General features: G+C 46.6%; 21 protein-coding genes. 14 read left to right on the top strand and 7 right to left on the bottom strand.

The window, feature by feature from the left end:
• Nucleotides 1-29: 29 nt before the first annotated feature.
• The 5 genes from ACJHYR_RS15540 to ycgZ form a co-directional block, all read right to left on the bottom strand.
• Nucleotides 30-1,553 carry a cyclic diguanylate phosphodiesterase gene (locus ACJHYR_RS15540; RefSeq protein WP_001586924.1) on the bottom strand — a complete coding sequence of 508 codons (1,524 nt, stop codon included), beginning with the start codon at nt 1,551-1,553 and terminating at the stop codon, nt 30-32.
• A 335-nt stretch (nt 1,554-1,888) separates the two neighbouring features.
• On the bottom strand, nt 1,889-2,137 hold the full coding sequence (gene ymgC, locus ACJHYR_RS15535) for a protein YmgC (protein WP_001065752.1): 249 nt from the start codon (nt 2,135-2,137) through the stop codon (nt 1,889-1,891).
• A 112-nt stretch (nt 2,138-2,249) separates the two neighbouring features.
• The gene (gene ariR, locus ACJHYR_RS15530; RefSeq protein WP_000888778.1) at nt 2,250-2,516 is read right to left on the bottom strand and encodes a biofilm/acid-resistance regulator AriR; all 267 of its coding nucleotides are present in this window, start codon (nt 2,514-2,516) and stop codon (nt 2,250-2,252) included.
• A 28-nt stretch (nt 2,517-2,544) separates the two neighbouring features.
• Nucleotides 2,545-2,817 (bottom strand): hypothetical protein, encoded by a 273-nt coding sequence (locus ACJHYR_RS15525; RefSeq protein ID WP_000858017.1) that lies wholly within the window; start codon nt 2,815-2,817, stop codon nt 2,545-2,547.
• Between the two features lie 42 nt (nt 2,818-2,859).
• A complete protein-coding gene (gene ycgZ / locus ACJHYR_RS15520; protein ID WP_000554146.1) occupies nt 2,860-3,096 on the bottom strand; it encodes a regulatory protein YcgZ in 237 nt (78 codons plus the stop codon).
• A gap of 313 nt (nt 3,097-3,409) precedes the next feature.
• Here ycgZ and bluF point away from each other — a divergent pair, with 313 nt between their 5' ends.
• From bluF to ACJHYR_RS15490, 6 genes are all read left to right on the top strand, one after another.
• Nucleotides 3,410-4,621 carry a blue light-responsive regulator BluF gene (gene bluF / locus ACJHYR_RS15515; RefSeq protein ID WP_072837483.1) on the top strand — a complete coding sequence of 404 codons (1,212 nt, stop codon included), beginning with the start codon at nt 3,410-3,412 and terminating at the stop codon, nt 4,619-4,621.
• Nucleotides 4,622-4,825: 204 nt separating this feature from the next.
• Nucleotides 4,826-5,557 (top strand): DNA-binding transcriptional repressor BluR, encoded by a 732-nt coding sequence (gene bluR / locus ACJHYR_RS15510; protein ID WP_000332298.1) that lies wholly within the window; start codon nt 4,826-4,828, stop codon nt 5,555-5,557.
• A gap of 220 nt (nt 5,558-5,777) precedes the next feature.
• Nucleotides 5,778-6,182 carry a DUF1398 domain-containing protein gene (locus ACJHYR_RS15505; protein WP_000373101.1) on the top strand — a complete coding sequence of 135 codons (405 nt, stop codon included), beginning with the start codon at nt 5,778-5,780 and terminating at the stop codon, nt 6,180-6,182.
• Nucleotides 6,183-6,234: 52 nt separating this feature from the next.
• Nucleotides 6,235-6,345, top strand: a complete 111-nt coding sequence (locus tag ACJHYR_RS15500; protein ID WP_032140204.1) for a hypothetical protein — start codon at nt 6,235-6,237, stop codon at nt 6,343-6,345.
• Between the two features lie 236 nt (nt 6,346-6,581).
• A complete protein-coding gene (locus ACJHYR_RS15495; RefSeq protein WP_120795380.1) occupies nt 6,582-6,626 on the top strand; it encodes a protein YmgK in 45 nt (14 codons plus the stop codon).
• Nucleotides 6,627-6,884: 258 nt separating this feature from the next.
• Nucleotides 6,885-7,208, top strand: coding sequence for an anti-adapter protein IraM (locus tag ACJHYR_RS15490; protein ID WP_001309448.1), 324 nt, complete (start codon nt 6,885-6,887; stop codon nt 7,206-7,208).
• A 102-nt stretch (nt 7,209-7,310) separates the two neighbouring features.
• On the opposite strand, the gene icd is transcribed toward ACJHYR_RS15490, so the two are convergent.
• Nucleotides 7,311-8,561 carry an NADP-dependent isocitrate dehydrogenase gene (icd, locus tag ACJHYR_RS15485; protein WP_000444487.1) on the bottom strand — a complete coding sequence of 417 codons (1,251 nt, stop codon included), beginning with the start codon at nt 8,559-8,561 and terminating at the stop codon, nt 7,311-7,313.
• Nucleotides 8,562-8,732: 171 nt separating this feature from the next.
• Between icd and rluE the strand changes: the two genes are divergently transcribed.
• The 8 genes from rluE (at nt 8,733) to roxA (ending at nt 16,565) form a co-directional block, all read left to right on the top strand.
• Nucleotides 8,733-9,386, top strand: coding sequence for a 23S rRNA pseudouridine(2457) synthase RluE (gene rluE, locus ACJHYR_RS15480; RefSeq protein ID WP_001248702.1), 654 nt, complete (start codon nt 8,733-8,735; stop codon nt 9,384-9,386).
• A 9-nt stretch (nt 9,387-9,395) separates the two neighbouring features.
• The gene (gene nudJ, locus ACJHYR_RS15475; protein ID WP_000476103.1) at nt 9,396-9,857 is read left to right on the top strand and encodes a phosphatase NudJ; all 462 of its coding nucleotides are present in this window, start codon (nt 9,396-9,398) and stop codon (nt 9,855-9,857) included.
• A 53-nt stretch (nt 9,858-9,910) separates the two neighbouring features.
• A complete protein-coding gene (mnmA, locus tag ACJHYR_RS15470) occupies nt 9,911-11,017 on the top strand; it encodes a tRNA 2-thiouridine(34) synthase MnmA (RefSeq protein ID WP_001295972.1) in 1,107 nt (368 codons plus the stop codon).
• A 35-nt stretch (nt 11,018-11,052) separates the two neighbouring features.
• A complete protein-coding gene (hflD, locus tag ACJHYR_RS15465; protein WP_001297479.1) occupies nt 11,053-11,694 on the top strand; it encodes a high frequency lysogenization protein HflD in 642 nt (213 codons plus the stop codon).
• Between the two features lie 3 nt (nt 11,695-11,697).
• Nucleotides 11,698-13,068: an adenylosuccinate lyase gene (gene purB / locus ACJHYR_RS15460; RefSeq protein WP_000423742.1), complete on the top strand. Its 1,371-nt coding sequence runs from the start codon at nt 11,698-11,700 to the stop codon at nt 13,066-13,068.
• 168 nt (nt 13,069-13,236) lie between these two features.
• On the top strand, nt 13,237-13,908 hold the full coding sequence (phoP, locus tag ACJHYR_RS15455) for a two-component system response regulator PhoP (RefSeq protein ID WP_001265481.1): 672 nt from the start codon (nt 13,237-13,239) through the stop codon (nt 13,906-13,908).
• Nucleotides 13,908-15,368: a two-component system sensor histidine kinase PhoQ gene (gene phoQ, locus ACJHYR_RS15450; RefSeq protein WP_000735412.1), complete on the top strand. Its 1,461-nt coding sequence runs from the start codon at nt 13,908-13,910 to the stop codon at nt 15,366-15,368. The genes phoP and phoQ overlap by 1 nt, the downstream gene beginning before the upstream one ends.
• A 75-nt stretch (nt 15,369-15,443) precedes the next feature.
• Nucleotides 15,444-16,565, top strand: coding sequence for a [50S ribosomal protein L16]-arginine 3-hydroxylase (gene roxA / locus ACJHYR_RS15445; RefSeq protein WP_001295435.1), 1,122 nt, complete (start codon nt 15,444-15,446; stop codon nt 16,563-16,565).
• 48 nt (nt 16,566-16,613) lie between these two features.
• Here roxA and pepT read toward each other — a convergent pair whose 3' ends face one another.
• Nucleotides 16,614-17,840 carry a peptidase T gene (gene pepT, locus ACJHYR_RS15440; RefSeq protein ID WP_000359446.1) on the bottom strand — a complete coding sequence of 409 codons (1,227 nt, stop codon included), beginning with the start codon at nt 17,838-17,840 and terminating at the stop codon, nt 16,614-16,616.
• Nucleotides 17,841-18,021: the final 181 nt, after the last annotated feature.

Raw genomic sequence — 18,021 nt, 5'->3', positions numbered from 1 at the left:
CACCGCACCATGGCCTTACTGATCGATTTTCACTCAACCACAACCTTCACCTTCGGTTTAGAAAGGATAATTTTGACCAAGTCGATGTATGTTACCGGTTTATAGAAATAATAACCCTGCTGAAATGTGATATTATTTTGATTCAGATAGTCAAGTTGTTCTTTCGTTTCGACACCTTCAGCGACGATACTGATCGAAAGTTTACGCGCCAGATCCAATACACAATCCAGAATCCGAGTTGATTCTGGGTCTGCGTTTACGCGGCCAACGAAACTGTGATCAATTTTGATATAATCAATATGCAGGTCATGCAGATAAGAAAGCCCTGAGTAGCCAGTACCGAAATCATCCAGCGCGATGACAAAACCATTTTCATGCAGAATGTTCAACCGCTGAACCAGACTTTCATCAACATTTAATGGCTCACGCTCGGTAACTTCCAGAACGAGGTTTAAATCGCGGCGGGTAAAACTGTCACGGTAATTTAAGCACTCGTCGACAAACGTCGGCGAAATAATATGCGAGGCGCTAAAATTAATTCCAATATGAAAACCTTCCGGCAATTTACTCGCGATAGCGTTCATCTGTCTGGCAACCTGATTCATCAGGCTTCGCGTAAGCGGAACGATTAATCCGGATTTTTCAGCAAGTGGAATAAATGCCGCGGGTGATATATATCCACCGTGAGGTTGTTTCCAGCGGGCTAACACCTCAACTCCCCGCAATGTCCCTTCCCGACCATTTACCACAGGTTGGTAAAAAGGGACGATCTCCCCATTATTTATTGCCCGTCGCAGGATCTCTTCAGGCGTTGCGCTTTTATTGAAATATCTATCAAGCAGGAAGGCAGCGGCGCAGGCGATTAACAGAATAAATATCAAAATCCCAAAGCCTTTATCGATAAGTCTGTAGAAGCTAAAGAGTGGCGGCGGGTTAAAGATAATAGTGAAATGATATTTTGTGGAATGAACCTTCTCGGTATAGGGATAATGTCCATTAAGCGTCATCACATCACCCGTTGGTCCAATAATGTCATCCGCCACGCGTAATACATACCTTACCCCTTTCAAGGGTACATTAAGCGCCCCGCGAATATGCTGATCACTTATCGTAACCAAAATGCGCGTATCTGCAAATTGGCTCTGATAGAGCATGATAGGTAATCTATTAACGGTGTCGATTGCCGGAGCCAACAGTAAATTACTGTCCGGGAAAACAGGAATACGAGACAGCAGGACCCGATTCCCCGGTAAGGATGTACACCAGACCGTTCCCTGTTTGAGAATGATGATTGTGCGCAGGTGAGGTTTCAGAGCTGCTTCAGTGCCAAGCTGATATTGCTCCTCGAGGTCGCATTCCTTCCCGGCAATGTTAACCGCTGTTTGAGTCGCCTGTGACGCTTCTTCAAGTATATGATTGATATTGTTGGCGGCATATCTTGCTCCCGCCAGGTACTCTGCTTTTGCGGAATACCAGAGCTGGATGTTCAAAATAGCGACACCGGTTATAAACAAGCATATCGCAATGAGGATGGGTATGAGTGTATTGCGCATTCACTTGTCCCGGCCAAAGGGTTTAATACATAAAAATGACATTCATTCGCTCGCGCTGGCGTCTACAGAGAGCATGGTAGAGAGCATCACAAATATCCACGCCGAAGATAAAATTTTCTCCATCTTCATCTAACCTATTAATTATTAAGCATAATGTAGGCAGAATTAAACAAATTAGGCGGGATATCAGGCGTCAAGAATGGAAAACGAGCGCTCTCCATTCTTGTTGGCTCCCTGATATTGCGGATATATTAAGAAAGCATAACGCCTGAAATGCTCACTTTGCACCAGCATGGTGATACATCTGATCTTTATTCTAAAGCCTTCCACAAGTTTTAAGAGAGCACGGATTCCCTGTCATTAATAATGATATCCGTTAGTGTAGTCTTATGCATTTCAATGTACTGCAAGATTTGCAGATAGAGATCAGAAAGAATCACACTGGTTTCATCTTTTAAACGCAAGCGTAAAGCCTGATCAATAATATGACTATCAACATATCCATGCGTCATGAACACCTCCCTCTCGAGATTTTTAAACAACGCACATTGAAAAATAAATCTCTCTGGGATTGAATTATTCATGTCAGCCTCGTAGGAATAGTGACCCAATAAAATTATGCTGTGTATAGTCTAAAGCGACAGACAAAAATAAGATGACTGAGTTTTCTATAAACTTATACTTAATAATTAAAAGTTACATATCATCAGCTGTGTATCGCAACACGATTTCCAGTGTTTTTCTAATCACATCAGCTTTGAGAATATCACTTGTTGTTTCCAGAGAGTGTATCAGACTTAAGATAATATTTTTATTATTAACATTATCGCCTGAAAGCATTAAATTGGTCACAGCCTGCCCTAACACAGCTGACTCTTCTTCTAACAAATTACCTGAACTACGAAAGTAGCTTGATAACGCTTTATCAGTTATTGCATTATGAATTGTAGTATCTTCAAGCATGGTAACCTCTCATCTTACTTATGAAATTTTAATGTATTCTGTTTATTTTCTTACCATTGAACATACTTTTATTGTCAGCTATCGCTGTTCTTCTGTTTGGCTCTCCTGTATCACTGTTGCTAAAATCACGAATTATGCTGTCAATTAAATCTCGTCGGAAAGCATTTTCCTCAGCCGATTTCATTACGAGTAATTGCTTAATAAGAGTCTGTAACGAAAAATTTATCTTCATGCGCAGTATATGGAGCACCGCCTGGCCAGTAATTTCATATTTTGTACTTTCATTATCAGATGTCTTCATAACGACTTCATAGCTAACCTGTTAAATAATCAGGCTGTTGCATTATTCAAAAAGCAACCCAATTAGTGCATTATAATGTTTCTGTTCCTCTTCCCCTGTCGCTTGTTCCAGTCGGCATAGAAGTTTGGCACAAAGCGACTTTCGACTCAGATTACGTCCATCTTTCAAAATCTCAGTCACAATTTCCCCGAGAGTTTCCTGCTGAGTAGGCAAGTTAGCTTTTGCAAAGTAACGAGTGATTGCTCCCGCAGAATCTAAAGTCACTGAATTTTGATGCATGCTACGCCTCTGTTAAAAATGTTAATCAATGTTAAGTGAGGTAACAATAGCAAACTTGTACGAAATATGTGTACAGAATGATAAGTTAATTTTTTGCATTTAGTGCTAATACATATAAAACAACAGGTTATGATAAAAAATATTGCATCATTTAAATGACAACCTATACAATAATTTTCGCCAACTCATCTTCAACTTTTTCCATTTTTTATCAATGTAAAGAAACAGTTATGTTTTGGTATTAAAAGAAAGACACCGGAAGATATGTCTGTTACCGTCTTACTCTCGCCTCTCCCATTACCCTGGACAGTTAATGCTTACCACCCTTATTTATCGTAGCCATATACGTGACGACGAACCTGTCAAAAAAATCGAAGAAATGGTTTCGATAGCAAATCGCAGGAACATGCAGTCTGACGTAACAGGGATCTTACTGTTTAATGGTTCTCATTTTTTCCAGCTTCTGGAAGGTCCGGAAGAACAGGTTAAAATGATATATAGGGCTATATGCCAGGATCCACGGCACTATAATATTGTTGAGCTGCTGTGCGATTACGCGCCTGCTCGCCGTTTTGGCAAAGCGGGAATGGAATTATTTGATTTGCGCCTGCACGAGCGAGATGACGTTTTACAGGCCGTATTCGACAAAGGCACATCAAAATTTCAGCTAACTTATGATGACAGAGCGCTACAATTTTTTCGTACTTTTGTCCTTGCAACCGAACAAGCAACCTATTTCGAGATCCCTGCCGAAGACTCCTGGCTTTTTATCGCTGACGGATCTGATAAAGAACTTGATTCCTGTACCCTTTCACCAACTATAAACGACCACTTTGCCTTTCATCCTATTGTCGATCCCTTATCGCGGCGGATAATCGCTTTTGAAGCCATTGTGCAAAAAAATGAAGACAGCCCGTCAGCTATAGCGGTTGGGCAGCGTAAAGACGGGGAAATCTACAAAGCGGATCTCAAAAGTAAGGCGCTTGCATTCGCGATGGCACACGCACTTGACCTCGGTGATAAAATGATTTCAATCAATCTATTACCTATGACCCTGGTTAACGAACCTGACGCAGTCTCTTTTTTACTTGATGAAATAAAGGCCAATGCTCTGGTGCCTGAACAAATCATCGTTGAATTTACTGAAAGTGAAGTCATATCTCGGTTTGATGAGTTTGCAGAAGCGATTAAATCGCTTAAGGCTGCCGGTATCAGTGTAGCAATTGATCATTTTGGCGCAGGTTTTGCCGGTTTGTTACTCCTGTCACGCTTCCAGCCTGACAGAATTAAAATCAGTCAGGAATTGATTAACAATGTTCATAAAAGCGGGCCACGGCAGGCAATTATTCAGGCGATCATAAAATGCTGTACATCACTTGAAATTCAAGTCTCTGCTATGGGTGTGACAACACCAGAAGAGTGGATGTGGCTTGAATCTGCAGGAATTGAGATGTTTCAGGGAGATCTGTTTGCGAAAGCTAAATTGAATGGTACCCCTTCAGTTGCGTGGCCGGAGAAAAAATAATTTTCAGCACATTATTTCGTATGATTTCTGAAAATCATCGTGAAAATGAATACGTTATGTTTAAATTTAATCCACATTAAAAATAATGTTTCATTCAATTTAGCTGAAATCTTATTTATACTTTGTACAATTTTAGCGTATATTGTACAAAGTATTATTGGGTCGTGTACAGGCGACGGAGATTTATGACCGCAAGGAGGAAGTGTGGCTTATTACAGCATTGGTGATGTTGCCGAACGTTGCGGGATTAATCCTGTCACTCTCCGGGCCTGGCAACGCCGCTACGGTTTGTTAAAACCACAGCGCAGTGAAGGCGGACACCGACTCTTTGATGAAGAAGACATACAACGCATCGAAGAGATCAAGCGTTGGATAAGTAATGGCGTCCCTGTAGGCAAAGTTAAAGCATTACTGGAAACCACCAGCCAGGATACGGAAGATGACTGGAGCCGCCTGCAAGAAGAGATGATGTCAATTCTTCGTATGGCTAATCCTGCCAAACTACGCGCGAGAATTATTTCACTGGGTCGAGAGTACCCAGTAGATCAATTGATTAATCATGTTTACCTTCCTGTTCGCCAGCGTCTCGTGCTTGATCACAACACCTCCCGCATTATGAGCAGTATGTTTGACGGCGCATTAATTGAATACGCAGCAGCCTCGCTTTTCGAAATGCGCCGTAAGCCCGGTAAAGAAGCCATTCTGATGGCGTGGAATGTTGAAGAGAGAGCACGATTGTGGCTGGAAGCATGGCGTTTATCATTGTCAGGATGGCACATTTCTGTTCTTGCTGATCCCATTGAAGCGCCGCGCCCGGAACTGTTCCCAACGCAAACATTGATTGTCTGGACAGGCATGGCACCAACGAGAAGGCAAAACGAACTTTTACAACACTGGGGTGAGCAAGGTTATAAAGTCATCTTTCATGCCCCCTAATTTCACCTTTATCCCGCCCCTTAGACAGAATCTTATAATCTGAACCCACAATAGCGTTTGTACCGGAGCTGGTCCGTTGCAAAATGCTCACCGGGAGAATTCAGGTAATCCCCCTTTCACACTTTGTACATATCACAGCCAAAGGACAGACCAGATTGAAGTGGTAAAACCGATCGTGCACACTACGCAGTCTCACAACTAACAAGAGGTTATTATCCTGATGGATCAGGTTGTTGTTTTTCAAAAGATGTTTGAGCAAGTGAGAAAAGAGCAAAACTTCTCCTGGTTTTATTCAGAATTAAAACATCACCGCATTGCACATTACATTTATTATCTGGCTACGGATAATATCAGAATTATTACTCACGATGACACGGTTTTGTTATTAAGAGGAACCAGGAACCTGTTAAAAGTTAGTACGACCAAGAACCCTGCTAAAATAAAAGAGGCCGCATTGCTTCATATTTGCGGAAAATCAACATTTCGGGAATACTGTTCAACACTGGCAGGCGCGGGCGTTTTCCGGTGGGTTACTGATGTTAATCATAACAAACGCAGTTACTACGCCATTGATAATACGCTTTTATATATTGAAGATGTAGAAAACAATAAACCATTAATCTAGCTAAAGTTGGAAGCTTAAGAAATGCTTCATAATTCAGTAAGACATTAGCATAATGGAAATAAAAGTGCAGAGACTATCCCTATGGATGATAAATACTGTCTTTTTATTGCCACTCATAAATAATCACCAGGCCAATACTATCAAATTGATATTTGAAATGTGATTACTTGACTTTCTATACGTTATTTTATAACGGTTAGCAAATTTATAAAACCAACGGGCGTGCCATACGCCCGTTTCAATACTTAACGCACATGTGTTTTGGTTTAGTCATCATCCGGTTATATGTATTTTAGCCAGGAATGGGTTAAACCATTCCTATATAACTAAAAAATTGAAACCTTATTCTCATGTCATGCTTATATTCGTCATTATCGTTATATAAAAAGGCCAACCATAATGTTTAGCAAATTGGCACAAAGTAGTATAAAGGCTATGTTTTAATTACAGGATGTTCAGTCATTTGAATGTATAACATTTTAGCTAAACAAATCTAAAACGAAGTGAATAATCTAATATTTTCACTAAATCTCATTTTGTTTAATATCTATTGAGATTTCTTGCTTTAAATTTTGTTTTATATAAACAATGGTTTTAATTTTTGATTAATTTGTTTTTTGGGGAGTAATATACACATATGCAAAGTCAAGAAATAAACATCCTAATGAACCATATTAAATACCGTGGGATAAGACATAACAAATGAAGTGGATAGTAATTGACACGGTAATTCAACCTACATGCGGTATATCTTTTTCAGCCATATGGGGTGATATGAAAATGATCATCTGGTATCAACCTACTATATTTCTCACTCCTGGAAGTATATTTACACCGGTTAAGTCTGGTATTATCTTTAAGGATAAAGAATACCCTATTACTATTTATAACATCACACCATTCAACAAGGATTTATGGAGTTTACTCAAAAGCAGTCAAGAGTGTCCTCCAGGAGAAAGCGAAATAACAAATAAATGTTTACATAATAGTTGTATTATAAAAATATGCCCATATGGACTCAAGTAATGGTCTTCATATAAATATTCTCGACATGATATTAATAATATCCACATAAATAAAACAACGGGCGTGTTATACGCCCGTTTCAATATTTAACACATGTAGACATTACATGTTCTTGATGATCGCATCACCAAACTCGCTACATTTCAGCAATTTAGCGCCTTCCATCAGACGTTCGAAGTCATAGGTTACGGTCTTGGCGTTGATTGCGCCTTCCATACCTTTAACAATCAGGTCTGCGGCTTCAGTCCAGCCCATATGGCGTAACATCATCTCAGCGGAGAGAATAATAGAGCCTGGGTTTACTTTGTCCTGACCGGCATATTTCGGCGCAGTACCGTGGGTGGCTTCAAACAGGGCGCATTCGTCACCGATGTTTGCGCCTGGGGCGATACCGATACCGCCGACCTGTGCAGCCAGAGCGTCAGAAATGTAGTCACCGTTCAGGTTCATACAGGCGATAACATCATATTCAGCCGGACGCAGCAGGATCTGTTGCAGGAATGCATCAGCAATCACATCTTTAATGACGATCTCTTTGCCGGTATTCGGGTTTTTAACTTTCAGCCACGGGCCGCCGTCGATCAGTTCACCGCCAAACTCTTCACGCGCCAGCTGGTAGCCCCAGTCTTTAAACGCGCCTTCGGTGAACTTCATGATGTTGCCTTTGTGCACCAGGGTCACAGAGTCACGATCGTTAGCAATTGCGTATTCGATCGCTGCACGAACCAGACGTTTGGTACCTTCTTCAGAACACGGCTTAATACCGATGCCGCAATGTTCCGGGAAGCGAATTTTCTTCACGCCCATCTCTTCACGCAGGAATTTAATCACTTTCTCAGCGTCGGCAGAGTCTGCTTTCCATTCGATACCCGCATAAATGTCTTCCGAGTTTTCACGGAAGATAACCATATCGGTCAGTTCAGGGTGTTTAACCGGGCTTGGGGTGCCCTGATAGTAACGTACCGGACGCAGGCAGATGTAGAGATCCAGTTCCTGGCGCAGGGCAACGTTCAGAGAACGAATACCGCCACCAACCGGAGTGGTCAGAGGGCCTTTAATGGCAACGCGATATTCACGAATCAGATCAAGGGTTTCAGCAGGCAGCCAGACATCCTGACCGTAAACCTGTGTGGATTTTTCACCGGTGTAAATTTCCATCCAGGAGATTTTACGCTCGCCTTTATAGGCTTTCTCGACTGCAGCGTCGACCACTTTCAGCATGGCTGGGGTTACATCTACACCGATTCCATCACCTTCAATGTAAGGGATAATCGGATTTTCAGGAACGTTGAGTTTGCCGTTTTGCAGGGTGATCTTCTTGCCTTGTGCCGGAACAACTACTTTACTTTCCATTCACCTCTCCTTCGAGCGCTACTGGTTTGCTCGTCTGCCACCACGTTGCATATGCGTTTGCGTCCTGCGATACGGATGCATTAGAGCAATTTTTTGTTAATGATTTGTAATTGGCTTGTCAATACTACCCTATTGTTTGCCGTCATGAAAGATGCGCGTTATTAGGCTATAATGCGGCAATTCATAATCTCTGAAAATACCATGCAAAAAACTTCTTTTAGAAATCACCAGGTTAAGCGATTCAGCTCGCAACGTTCTACCAGGCGTAAACCTGAAAACCAGCCCACGCGCGTGATCCTGTTCAATAAACCCTACGATGTTCTTCCGCAGTTCACCGATGAAGCCGGACGCAAAACATTAAAAGAATTCATCCCGGTTCAGGGCGTTTATGCAGCAGGTCGTCTTGACCGCGATAGCGAAGGGTTACTGGTGCTGACCAATAACGGCGCGTTGCAGGCGCGTTTAACCCAGCCGGGTAAACGCACCGGAAAAATCTATTATGTGCAGGTGGAAGGTATTCCCACACAAGACGCACTTGAAGCCTTGCGCAATGGCGTAACCTTAAATGATGGCCCTACCCTGCCCGCAGGCGTAGAGCTGGTTGACGAACCCGCGTGGTTATGGCCGCGGAATCCACCAATTCGTGAACGCAAAAGTATTCCCACCAGCTGGCTGAAGATCACCTTATATGAAGGACGTAATCGCCAGGTGCGCCGCATGACCGCCCATGTTGGTTTCCCCACGCTGCGACTGATTCGCTATGCGATGGGTGATTACTCTTTGGATAATCTTGCCAACGGCGAATGGCGAGAAGCGACAGATTAAGGACGCAAAATGTTTAAACCGCACGTTACCGTTGCTTGCGTGGTGCACGCAGAAGGCAAATTTTTAGTCGTTGAAGAGACGATTAATGGTAAAGCGTTATGGAACCAACCTGCCGGGCATCTGGAAGCCAATGAAACCTTAGTGGAAGCCGCCGCCCGTGAGCTGTGGGAAGAAACCGGCATCAGCGCGCAGCCGCAACACTTTATTCGTATGCATCAGTGGATTGCGCCAGATAAAACGCCGTTTTTGCGTTTCCTGTTTGCTATTGAGCTTGAGCAAATATGCCCGACCCAGCCTCATGACAGCGATATCGACTGCTGCCGTTGGGTTAGCGCCGAAGAAATTTTACAGGCGTCAAATCTGCGTTCGCCGCTGGTGGCGGAAAGTATTCGTTGTTATCAAAGCAGGCAACGCTATCCGCTAGAGATGATTGGCGATTTTAACTGGCCTTTTACAAAGGGTGTCATCTAAAAGGCTGCGTGATAGAATACGCCGCCTTGAAGTTCAATGTCGTGAGTGATCCAATGTCTGAAACCGCAAAAAAAGTAATCGTCGGCATGTCCGGCGGTGTCGATTCCTCCGTTTCTGCCTGGCTGTTGCAACAACAGGGATATCAGGTCGAAGGCCTGTTTATGAAGAACTGGGAAGAAGACGACGGTGAGGAATATTGCACAGCGGCAGCGGATCTGGCTGATGCCCAGGCTGTCTGCGACAAGCTCGGCATTGAACTGCACACCGTTAACTTTGCTGCCGAGTACTGGGACAACGTCTTCGAACTGTTTCTTGCCGAATATAAAGCCGGTCGCACGCCGAATCCGGATATTCTGTGCAACAAAGAGATCAAATTTAAAGCCTTCCTCGAATTTGCCGCTGAAGATTTAGGTGCCGATTATATCGCTACCGGTCATTACGTACGTCGGGCAGATGTCGATGGCAAGAGCCGCCTGCTGCGTGGTCTGGACAGCAATAAAGACCAGAGCTACTTCCTTTATACGCTCAGCCATGAGCAGATTGCGCAAAGCCTGTTCCCGGTCGGCGAACTGGAAAAACCGCAGGTGCGTAAGATTGCTGAAGATCTCGGTCTGGTCACCGCGAAGAAAAAAGACTCTACCGGCATTTGCTTCATTGGCGAGCGTAAATTCCGCGAGTTCCTGGGCCGTTATCTCCCGGCGCAACCGGGCAAAATCATTACCGTCGATGGCGATGAAATTGGTGAGCACCAGGGGCTGATGTATCACACCCTCGGTCAGCGTAAAGGTCTGGGTATCGGTGGCACCAAAGACGGCACCGAAGAACCGTGGTATGTGGTCGATAAAGACGTCGAAAACAACATTCTGATTGTTGCGCAGGGCCATGAACACCCGCGTCTGATGTCTGTCGGTCTGATTGCCCAGCAGCTGCACTGGGTCGATCGCGAGCCGTTCACCGGTACTATGCGTTGCACAGTAAAAACCCGCTATCGCCAGACCGACATCCCGTGCACCGTCAAGGCGCTGGACGATGATCGCATTGAAGTGATTTTCGATGAGCCGGTTGCCGCCGTGACGCCGGGCCAGTCTGCCGTTTTCTATAACGGTGAAGTGTGCCTCGGTGGCGGTATTATTGAGCAGCGTCTGCCGCTGCCGGTCTGATTATTATCTTTACTTAAAACAAGGAAGCAGTGAACGTGGCAAAGAATTACTATGACATCACCCTCGCCCTAGCCGGTATTTGTCAGTCGGCACGCCTGGTGCAACAACTCGCTCACCAGGGGCATTGTGATGCCGATGCGCTACACGTCTCACTCAACAGTATTATTGATATGAACCCCAGCTCGACGCTGGCGGTTTTTGGCGGCAGCGAAGCCAACCTGCGCGTCGGGCTGGAAACCTTGCTCGGCGTGCTCAATGCCAGCAGTCGCCAGGGCTTAAACGCTGAGTTAACCCGCTACACACTCAGCCTGATGGTGCTTGAGCGCAAACTCTCCTCAGCGAAAGGTGCGCTCGACACTCTGGGCAACCGGATCAACGGCCTGCAACGCCAGCTCGAACACTTCGATTTACAGTCCGAAACGCTGATGAGCGCGATGGCTGCTATCTATGTTGATGTGATTAGCCCGCTTGGCCCGCGCATTCAGGTAACCGGTTCCCCTGCTGTACTGCAAAGCCCACAAGTGCAGGCGAAAGTTCGCGCAACCCTGCTGGCAGGCATTCGCGCCGCCGTGCTCTGGCACCAGGTTGGCGGCGGACGTCTGCAACTGATGTTTTCTCGTAATCGCCTGACCACTCAGGCAAAACAAATTCTTGCTCATTTAACCCCGGAGTTGTGATCTATGGAATTATCCTCACTGACCGCCGTTTCCCCTGTCGATGGACGCTACGGCGATAAAGTCAGCGCGCTGCGCGGGATTTTCAGCGAATATGGTTTGCTGAAATTCCGTGTACAAGTTGAAGTACGTTGGCTGCAAAAACTGGCCGCGCACGCAGCGATCAAGGAAGTTCCTGCTTTTGCTGCCGACGCAATCGGTTACCTTGATGCAATTGTCGCCAGTTTCAGCGAAGAAGATGCCGCACGCATCAAAACCATCGAGCGTACCACTAACCACGACGTTAAAGCGGTTGAGTATTTCCTGAAAGAAAAAGTGGCGGAGATCCCGGAACTGCACGCGGTTTCTGAATTCATCCACTTTGCCTGTACTTCGGAAGATATCAATAACCTCTCCCACGCATTAATGCTGAAAACCGCGCGTGATGAAGTGATCCTGCCGTACTGGCGTCAACTGATTGACGGCATTAAAGATCTCGCCGTTCAGTATCGTGATATCCCGCTGCTGTCTCGTACCCACGGTCAGCCAGCCACGCCGTCAACCATCGGTAAAGAGATGGCAAACGTCGCCTACCGTATGGAGCGCCAGTACCGCCAGCTTAATCAGGTGGAAATTCTCGGCAAAATCAACGGCGCGGTCGGTAACTATAACGCCCACATCGCCGCTTACCCGGAAGTTGACTGGCATCAGTTCAGCGAAGAGTTCGTCACCTCGCTGGGTATTCAGTGGAACCCGTACACTACCCAGATCGAACCGCACGACTACATCGCCGAGCTGTTTGATTGCGTTGCGCGCTTCAACACCATTCTGATCGACTTTGATCGTGACGTCTGGGGTTATATCGCCCTTAACCACTTCAAACAGAAAACTATTGCTGGTGAGATTGGTTCTTCCACCATGCCGCATAAAGTTAACCCGATCGACTTCGAAAACTCCGAAGGGAACCTGGGCCTTTCCAACGCGGTGTTGCAGCACCTGGCAAGCAAACTGCCAGTTTCCCGCTGGCAGCGTGACCTGACCGACTCCACCGTGCTGCGTAACCTCGGCGTGGGTATCGGTTATGCGCTGATTGCGTATCAATCCACCTTGAAAGGCGTGAGCAAACTGGAAGTGAACCGTGACCATCTGCTGGATGAACTGGATCACAACTGGGAAGTGCTGGCTGAGCCAATCCAGACAGTTATGCGTCGCTATGGCATCGAAAAACCGTACGAGAAGCTGAAAGAGCTGACTCGCGGTAAGCGCGTTGACGCCGAAGGCATGAAGCAGTTTATCGACGGTCTGGCGTTGCCAGAAGAAGAGAAAGCCCGCCTGAAAGCAATGACGCCGGCTAACTACATTGGTCGCGCCATCACCATGGTTGATGAGCTGAAATAAGCCTCAAAACAGTGCCGGATGGCGATGCTGTCCGGCCTGCTTATTAAGATTATCCACTTTTTCTTTTTTCACTTTACCTCCCCTCCCCGCTGGTTTATTTAATGTTTACCCCCATAACCACATAATCGCGTTACACTATTTTAATAATTAAGACAGGGAGAAATAAAAATGCGCGTACTGGTTGTTGAAGACAATGCGTTGTTACGTCACCACCTTAAAGTTCAGATTCAGGATGCTGGTCATCAGGTCGATGACGCAGAAGATGCCAAAGAAGCCGATTATTATCTCAATGAACATTTACCGGATATTGCGATTGTCGATCTGGGATTGCCAGACGAGGACGGTCTGTCACTGATTCGCCGCTGGCGTAGCAATGATGTTTCACTGCCGATTCTGGTATTAACCGCCCGTGAAAGCTGGCAGGACAAAGTCGAAGTATTAAGTGCTGGCGCTGATGATTACGTGACTAAACCATTTCATATTGAAGAGGTGATGGCGCGAATGCAGGCATTAATGCGGCGTAATAGCGGTCTGGCTTCACAGGTCATTTCGCTACCCCCGTTTCAGGTTGATCTCTCTCGCCGTGAATTATCTATTAATGACGAAGTGATCAAACTGACCGCGTTCGAATACACCATTATGGAAACGTTGATACGCAATAATGGCAAAGTGGTGAGCAAAGATTCGTTAATGCTCCAACTCTATCCGGATGCGGAGCTGCGGGAAAGCCATACCATTGATGTACTGATGGGACGTCTGCGCAAAAAAATTCAGGCACAATATCCGCAAGAAGTGATTACCACCGTTCGCGGCCAGGGCTATCTGTTCGAATTGCGCTGATGAAAAAATTACTGCGTCTTTTTTTCCCGCTCTCGCTGCGGGTACGTTTTCTGTTAGCAACGGCAGCAGTAGTATTGGTGCTTTCGCTTGCCTACGGAATGGTTGCGCTGATCGGTTATAGCGTCAGTTTCGATAAAACCACGTTTCGGCTGTTACGTGGCGAGAGCAATCTGTTCTATACCCTTGCGAAGTGGGAAAACAATAAGTTGCATGTCGAGTTACCCGAAAATATCGACAAGCAAAGCCCCACTATGACGCTAATTTATGATGAGAACGGGCAGCTTTTATGGGCGCAACGTGACGTGCCCTGGCTGATGAAGATGATCCAGCCTGACTGGCTGAAATCGAATGGTTTTCATGAAATTGAAGCGGATGTTAACGATACCAGCCTCTTGCTGAGTGGAGATCATTCGATACAGCAACAGTTGCAGGAAGTGCGGGAAGATGATGACGACGCGGAGATGACCCACTCGGTGGCGGTAAACGTCTACCCGGCAACATCGCGGATGCCAAAGTTGACCATTGTGGTGGTGGATACCATTCCGGTGGAGCTAAAAAGTTCCTATATGGTCTGGAGCTGGTTTATCTATGTGCTCTCAGCCAATCTGCTGTTAGTGATCCCGCTGCTGTGGGTCGCCGCCTGGTGGAGTTTACGCCCCATCGAAGCCCTGGCAAAAGAAGTCCGCGAACTGGAAGAACATAACCGCGAATTGCTCAATCCAGCCACAACGCGAGAACTGACCAGTCTGGTACGAAACCTGAACCGATTGTTAAAAAGTGAACGCGAACGTTACGACAAATATCGTACGACGCTCACCGACCTGACCCATAGTCTGAAAACGCCACTGGCGGTGCTGCAAAGTACGCTGCGTTCTCTGCGTAGTGAGAAGATGAGCGTCAGTGATGCTGAACCGGTAATGCTGGAGCAAATCAGCCGCATTTCACAGCAAATTGGCTACTACCTGCATCGTGCCAGTATGCGCGGCGGGACATTGCTCAGCCGCGAGCTGCATCCGGTCGCCCCACTGCTGGACAATCTCACCTCGGCGCTGAACAAAGTGTATCAACGCAAAGGGGTCAATATCTCTCTCGATATTTCGCCAGAGATCAGCTTTGTCGGTGAGCAGAACGATTTTGTCGAGGTGATGGGCAACGTGCTGGATAATGCCTGTAAATATTGCCTCGAGTTTGTCGAAATATCTGCAAGGCAAACAGACGAGCATCTCTATATTGTGGTCGAGGATGATGGCCCCGGTATTCCATTAAGCAAGCGAGAGGTCATTTTCGACCGTGGTCAACGGGTTGATACTTTACGCCCTGGGCAAGGTGTAGGGCTGGCGGTAGCCCGCGAAATCACCGAGCAATATGAGGGTAAAATCGTCGCCGGAGAGAGCATGCTGGGCGGTGCGCGGATGGAGGTGATTTTTGGTCGCCAGCATTCTGCGCCGAAAGATGAATAAATATGTCCATACTTCACGCATTACGTTAAGCATCCGTTATAATCGGTTGCAGATACCAGCCTGTGGATGCTTAACATGGAATACCAACTCACTCTTAACTGGCCCGATTTTCTTGAACGTCACTGGCAGAAACGTCCGGTGGTGTTAAAACGCGGCTTTAATAATTTTATTGACCCGATCTCTCCAGACGAGTTGGCGGGTTTGGCGATGGAAAGCGAAGTCGACAGTCGACTGGTCAGTCACCAGGATGGCAAATGGCAGGTCAGCCACGGCCCGTTCGAAAGCTACGATCATCTCGGTGAAACTAACTGGTCATTGTTAGTGCAGGCAGTGAACCACTGGCATGAGCCGACCGCCGCGCTGATGCGACCGTTCCGTGAACTGCCGGACTGGCGTATTGATGACCTGATGATCTCTTTTTCCGTACCTGGCGGCGGCGTCGGCCCGCATCTCGATCAGTACGACGTGTTTATCATTCAGGGTACTGGTCGCCGTCGCTGGCGAGTGGGCGAAAAGCTGCAAATGAAACAGCACTGCCCGCACCCGGATCTGTTACAGGTCGATCCGTTCGAAGCCATCATCGATGAAGAGCTGGAGCCTGGCGATATCCTTTATATTCCGCCAGGATTCCCGCATGAAGGCTACGCGCTGGAAAATGCAATGAACTATTCCGTGGGTTTTCGCGCGCCAAATACGCGGGAACTGATTAGCGGATTTGCCGATTATGTGCTGCAACGTGAACTGGGCGGCAACTACTACAGCGATCCGGATGTTCCACCTCGCGCTCATCCTGCGGACGTTCTGCCGCAAGAGATGGATAAACTGCGTGAGATGATGCTCGAATTGATCAACCAGCCGGAACACTTTAAGCAATGGTTTGGCGAGTTTATATCCCAGTCACGTCATGAACTGGATATCGCGCCGCCAGAGCCGCCTTATCAGCCGGATGAAATCTACGATGCGCTGAAACAAGGTGATGTGCTGGTGCGCCTGGGTGGTCTGCGCGTATTGCGCATTGGCGACGACGTGTATGCCAATGGTGAGAAGATCGATTCCCCACACCGTCCGGCACTGGATGCGCTCGCCAGCAACATTGCGCTGACCGCGGAGAATTTTGGTGATGCACTGGAAGATCCGTCATTTCTCGCGATGCTTGCGGCACTAGTCAATAGCGGGTATTGGTTCTTCGAAGGGTAAGTTTGAAGTTAAGCCGGATGCGGCATCACATGCCGCATCCCTTTTCGCTTACTTCCGTTGCGCCGTCAACTCGGCAATACGGACGATCACCTGCACCGCTTTTTCCATACCTTCCAGAGTCACAAACTCATGCTTACCATGATAGTTGTAACCGCCAGTGAACAGGTTCGGGCACGGTAATCCCATAAACGACAACTGCGCGCCGTCGGTACCGCCGCGGATCGGTTTCAGTTCCGGTTCAATATCGCAGTCACGCATCGCCTGCTGGGCGATATCGAGAATATGCGGATGCTCAACCACTTTCTCGCGCATATTGTAGTAACTGTCTTCAATCACCAGTTCAATGTAGCAATCAGGATGTAACCCTTTGCCCACTTTTTTGGCGATCTCCATCATTTTACGTTTACGCGCTTCAAACTGTTTACGGTCGAAATCACGGATGATGTAGTGCATATCGGCCCGTTCAACGGTGCCTTTCATGCTCGCCAGGTGATAGAAACCTTCATAGCCTTCTGTCATTTCCGGGCTTTCATCCGCCGGAACTTCCGCATGAATACGTGCCGCCAGCGACAGCGCATTCACCATTACACCTTTCGCTGTGCCTGGGTGAACGTTATTGCCTACAATTTTGATATTGACCGACGCGGCGTTGAAGTTTTCAAACTCCAGTTCGCCTACGCCACCACCATCAACGGTGTAAGCCCAGCGGGCATCGAAGGCGTCAACATCAAAATGTTTCGCCCCTTTACCCACTTCTTCATCCGGGGTAAAGGCGACGCGAATATCACCATGCGGAATGTTTTTTTGTTGTAATACCGCCAGCGCGGTCATGATTTCTGCAATACCTGCTTTGTCATCGGCACCTAACAAGGTTTTACCATCGGTGGTAATCAGCGTCTGACCCAGTAGCTGATGCAGCACCGGGAACATAACCGGTGATAAAACTTCATCGCCGATACCCAGCGCAATATCGCCACCGCGATAGTTTTCAACAATTTGCGGATTCACATTTTTGCCGCTGCAATCCGGTGAGGTATCCACATGAGAAATAAAGCCAATCGCCGGGATATCGCCAGGGACGTTAGCCGGTAACGTCGCCATCAAAGTGCCCTTCTCACTTAAGGTCACATTGATAAGCCCCATCTCTTCGAGCTGCTCTTTCAGCAGATGCAATAACTTCCATTGGCCTTCCGTGCTGGGAACCTGTCTCACCCCTGCCTTTGATTGGGTATCCAGAGACACGTAGTTCAAAAATCGCTCAAGTAGTTTATCCATGTAGTCACCCTCACTTTTTGTGACAACATTATTAAGAAGCAAGAAAAGACAAATATTGCGTCAGGTCACTTTTACCCCTGCAAGCGGGAATATTTATCAGCATTACCTTAATGAATATAAAGCTAAGCCAGTAATTCACAACAAAGATTGGCGATTCAAGCGGTTTGCCGTAGAATTACCG

It is taken from the genome of Escherichia sp. WS1450 (assembly GCF_046487395.1).
Taxonomy (GTDB): Bacteria; Pseudomonadota; Gammaproteobacteria; order Enterobacterales; family Enterobacteriaceae; genus Escherichia; species Escherichia coli.
This window is presented reverse-complemented; position numbering and strand designations above follow the sequence as displayed.

Excerpts from the sequence above, each read along its gene's own strand:
- ACJHYR_RS15540 (WP_001586924.1), bottom strand. The coding sequence starts at position 1,553 with ATGCGCAATACACTCATACCCATCCTCATTGCGATATGCTTGTTTATA.
- ymgC (WP_001065752.1), bottom strand. The coding sequence starts at position 2,137 with ATGAATAATTCAATCCCAGAGAGATTTATTTTTCAATGTGCGTTGTTT.
- ariR (WP_000888778.1), bottom strand. The coding sequence starts at position 2,516 with ATGCTTGAAGATACTACAATTCATAATGCAATAACTGATAAAGCGTTA.
- ACJHYR_RS15525 (WP_000858017.1), bottom strand. The coding sequence starts at position 2,817 with ATGAAGACATCTGATAATGAAAGTACAAAATATGAAATTACTGGCCAG.
- ycgZ (WP_000554146.1), bottom strand. The coding sequence starts at position 3,096 with ATGCATCAAAATTCAGTGACTTTAGATTCTGCGGGAGCAATCACTCGT.
- bluF (WP_072837483.1), top strand. The coding sequence starts at position 3,410 with ATGCTTACCACCCTTATTTATCGTAGCCATATACGTGACGACGAACCT.
- ACJHYR_RS15505 (WP_000373101.1), top strand. The coding sequence starts at position 5,778 with ATGGATCAGGTTGTTGTTTTTCAAAAGATGTTTGAGCAAGTGAGAAAA.
- ACJHYR_RS15500 (WP_032140204.1), top strand. The coding sequence starts at position 6,235 with ATGGAAATAAAAGTGCAGAGACTATCCCTATGGATGATAAATACTGTC.
- ACJHYR_RS15490 (WP_001309448.1), top strand. The coding sequence starts at position 6,885 with ATGAAGTGGATAGTAATTGACACGGTAATTCAACCTACATGCGGTATA.
- icd (WP_000444487.1), bottom strand. The coding sequence starts at position 8,561 with ATGGAAAGTAAAGTAGTTGTTCCGGCACAAGGCAAGAAGATCACCCTG.
- rluE (WP_001248702.1), top strand. The coding sequence starts at position 8,733 with ATGCGGCAATTCATAATCTCTGAAAATACCATGCAAAAAACTTCTTTT.
- nudJ (WP_000476103.1), top strand. The coding sequence starts at position 9,396 with ATGTTTAAACCGCACGTTACCGTTGCTTGCGTGGTGCACGCAGAAGGC.
- mnmA (WP_001295972.1), top strand. The coding sequence starts at position 9,911 with ATGTCTGAAACCGCAAAAAAAGTAATCGTCGGCATGTCCGGCGGTGTC.
- purB (WP_000423742.1), top strand. The coding sequence starts at position 11,698 with ATGGAATTATCCTCACTGACCGCCGTTTCCCCTGTCGATGGACGCTAC.
- phoP (WP_001265481.1), top strand. The coding sequence starts at position 13,237 with ATGCGCGTACTGGTTGTTGAAGACAATGCGTTGTTACGTCACCACCTT.
- phoQ (WP_000735412.1), top strand. The coding sequence starts at position 13,908 with ATGAAAAAATTACTGCGTCTTTTTTTCCCGCTCTCGCTGCGGGTACGT.
- roxA (WP_001295435.1), top strand. The coding sequence starts at position 15,444 with ATGGAATACCAACTCACTCTTAACTGGCCCGATTTTCTTGAACGTCAC.
- pepT (WP_000359446.1), bottom strand. The coding sequence starts at position 17,840 with ATGGATAAACTACTTGAGCGATTTTTGAACTACGTGTCTCTGGATACC.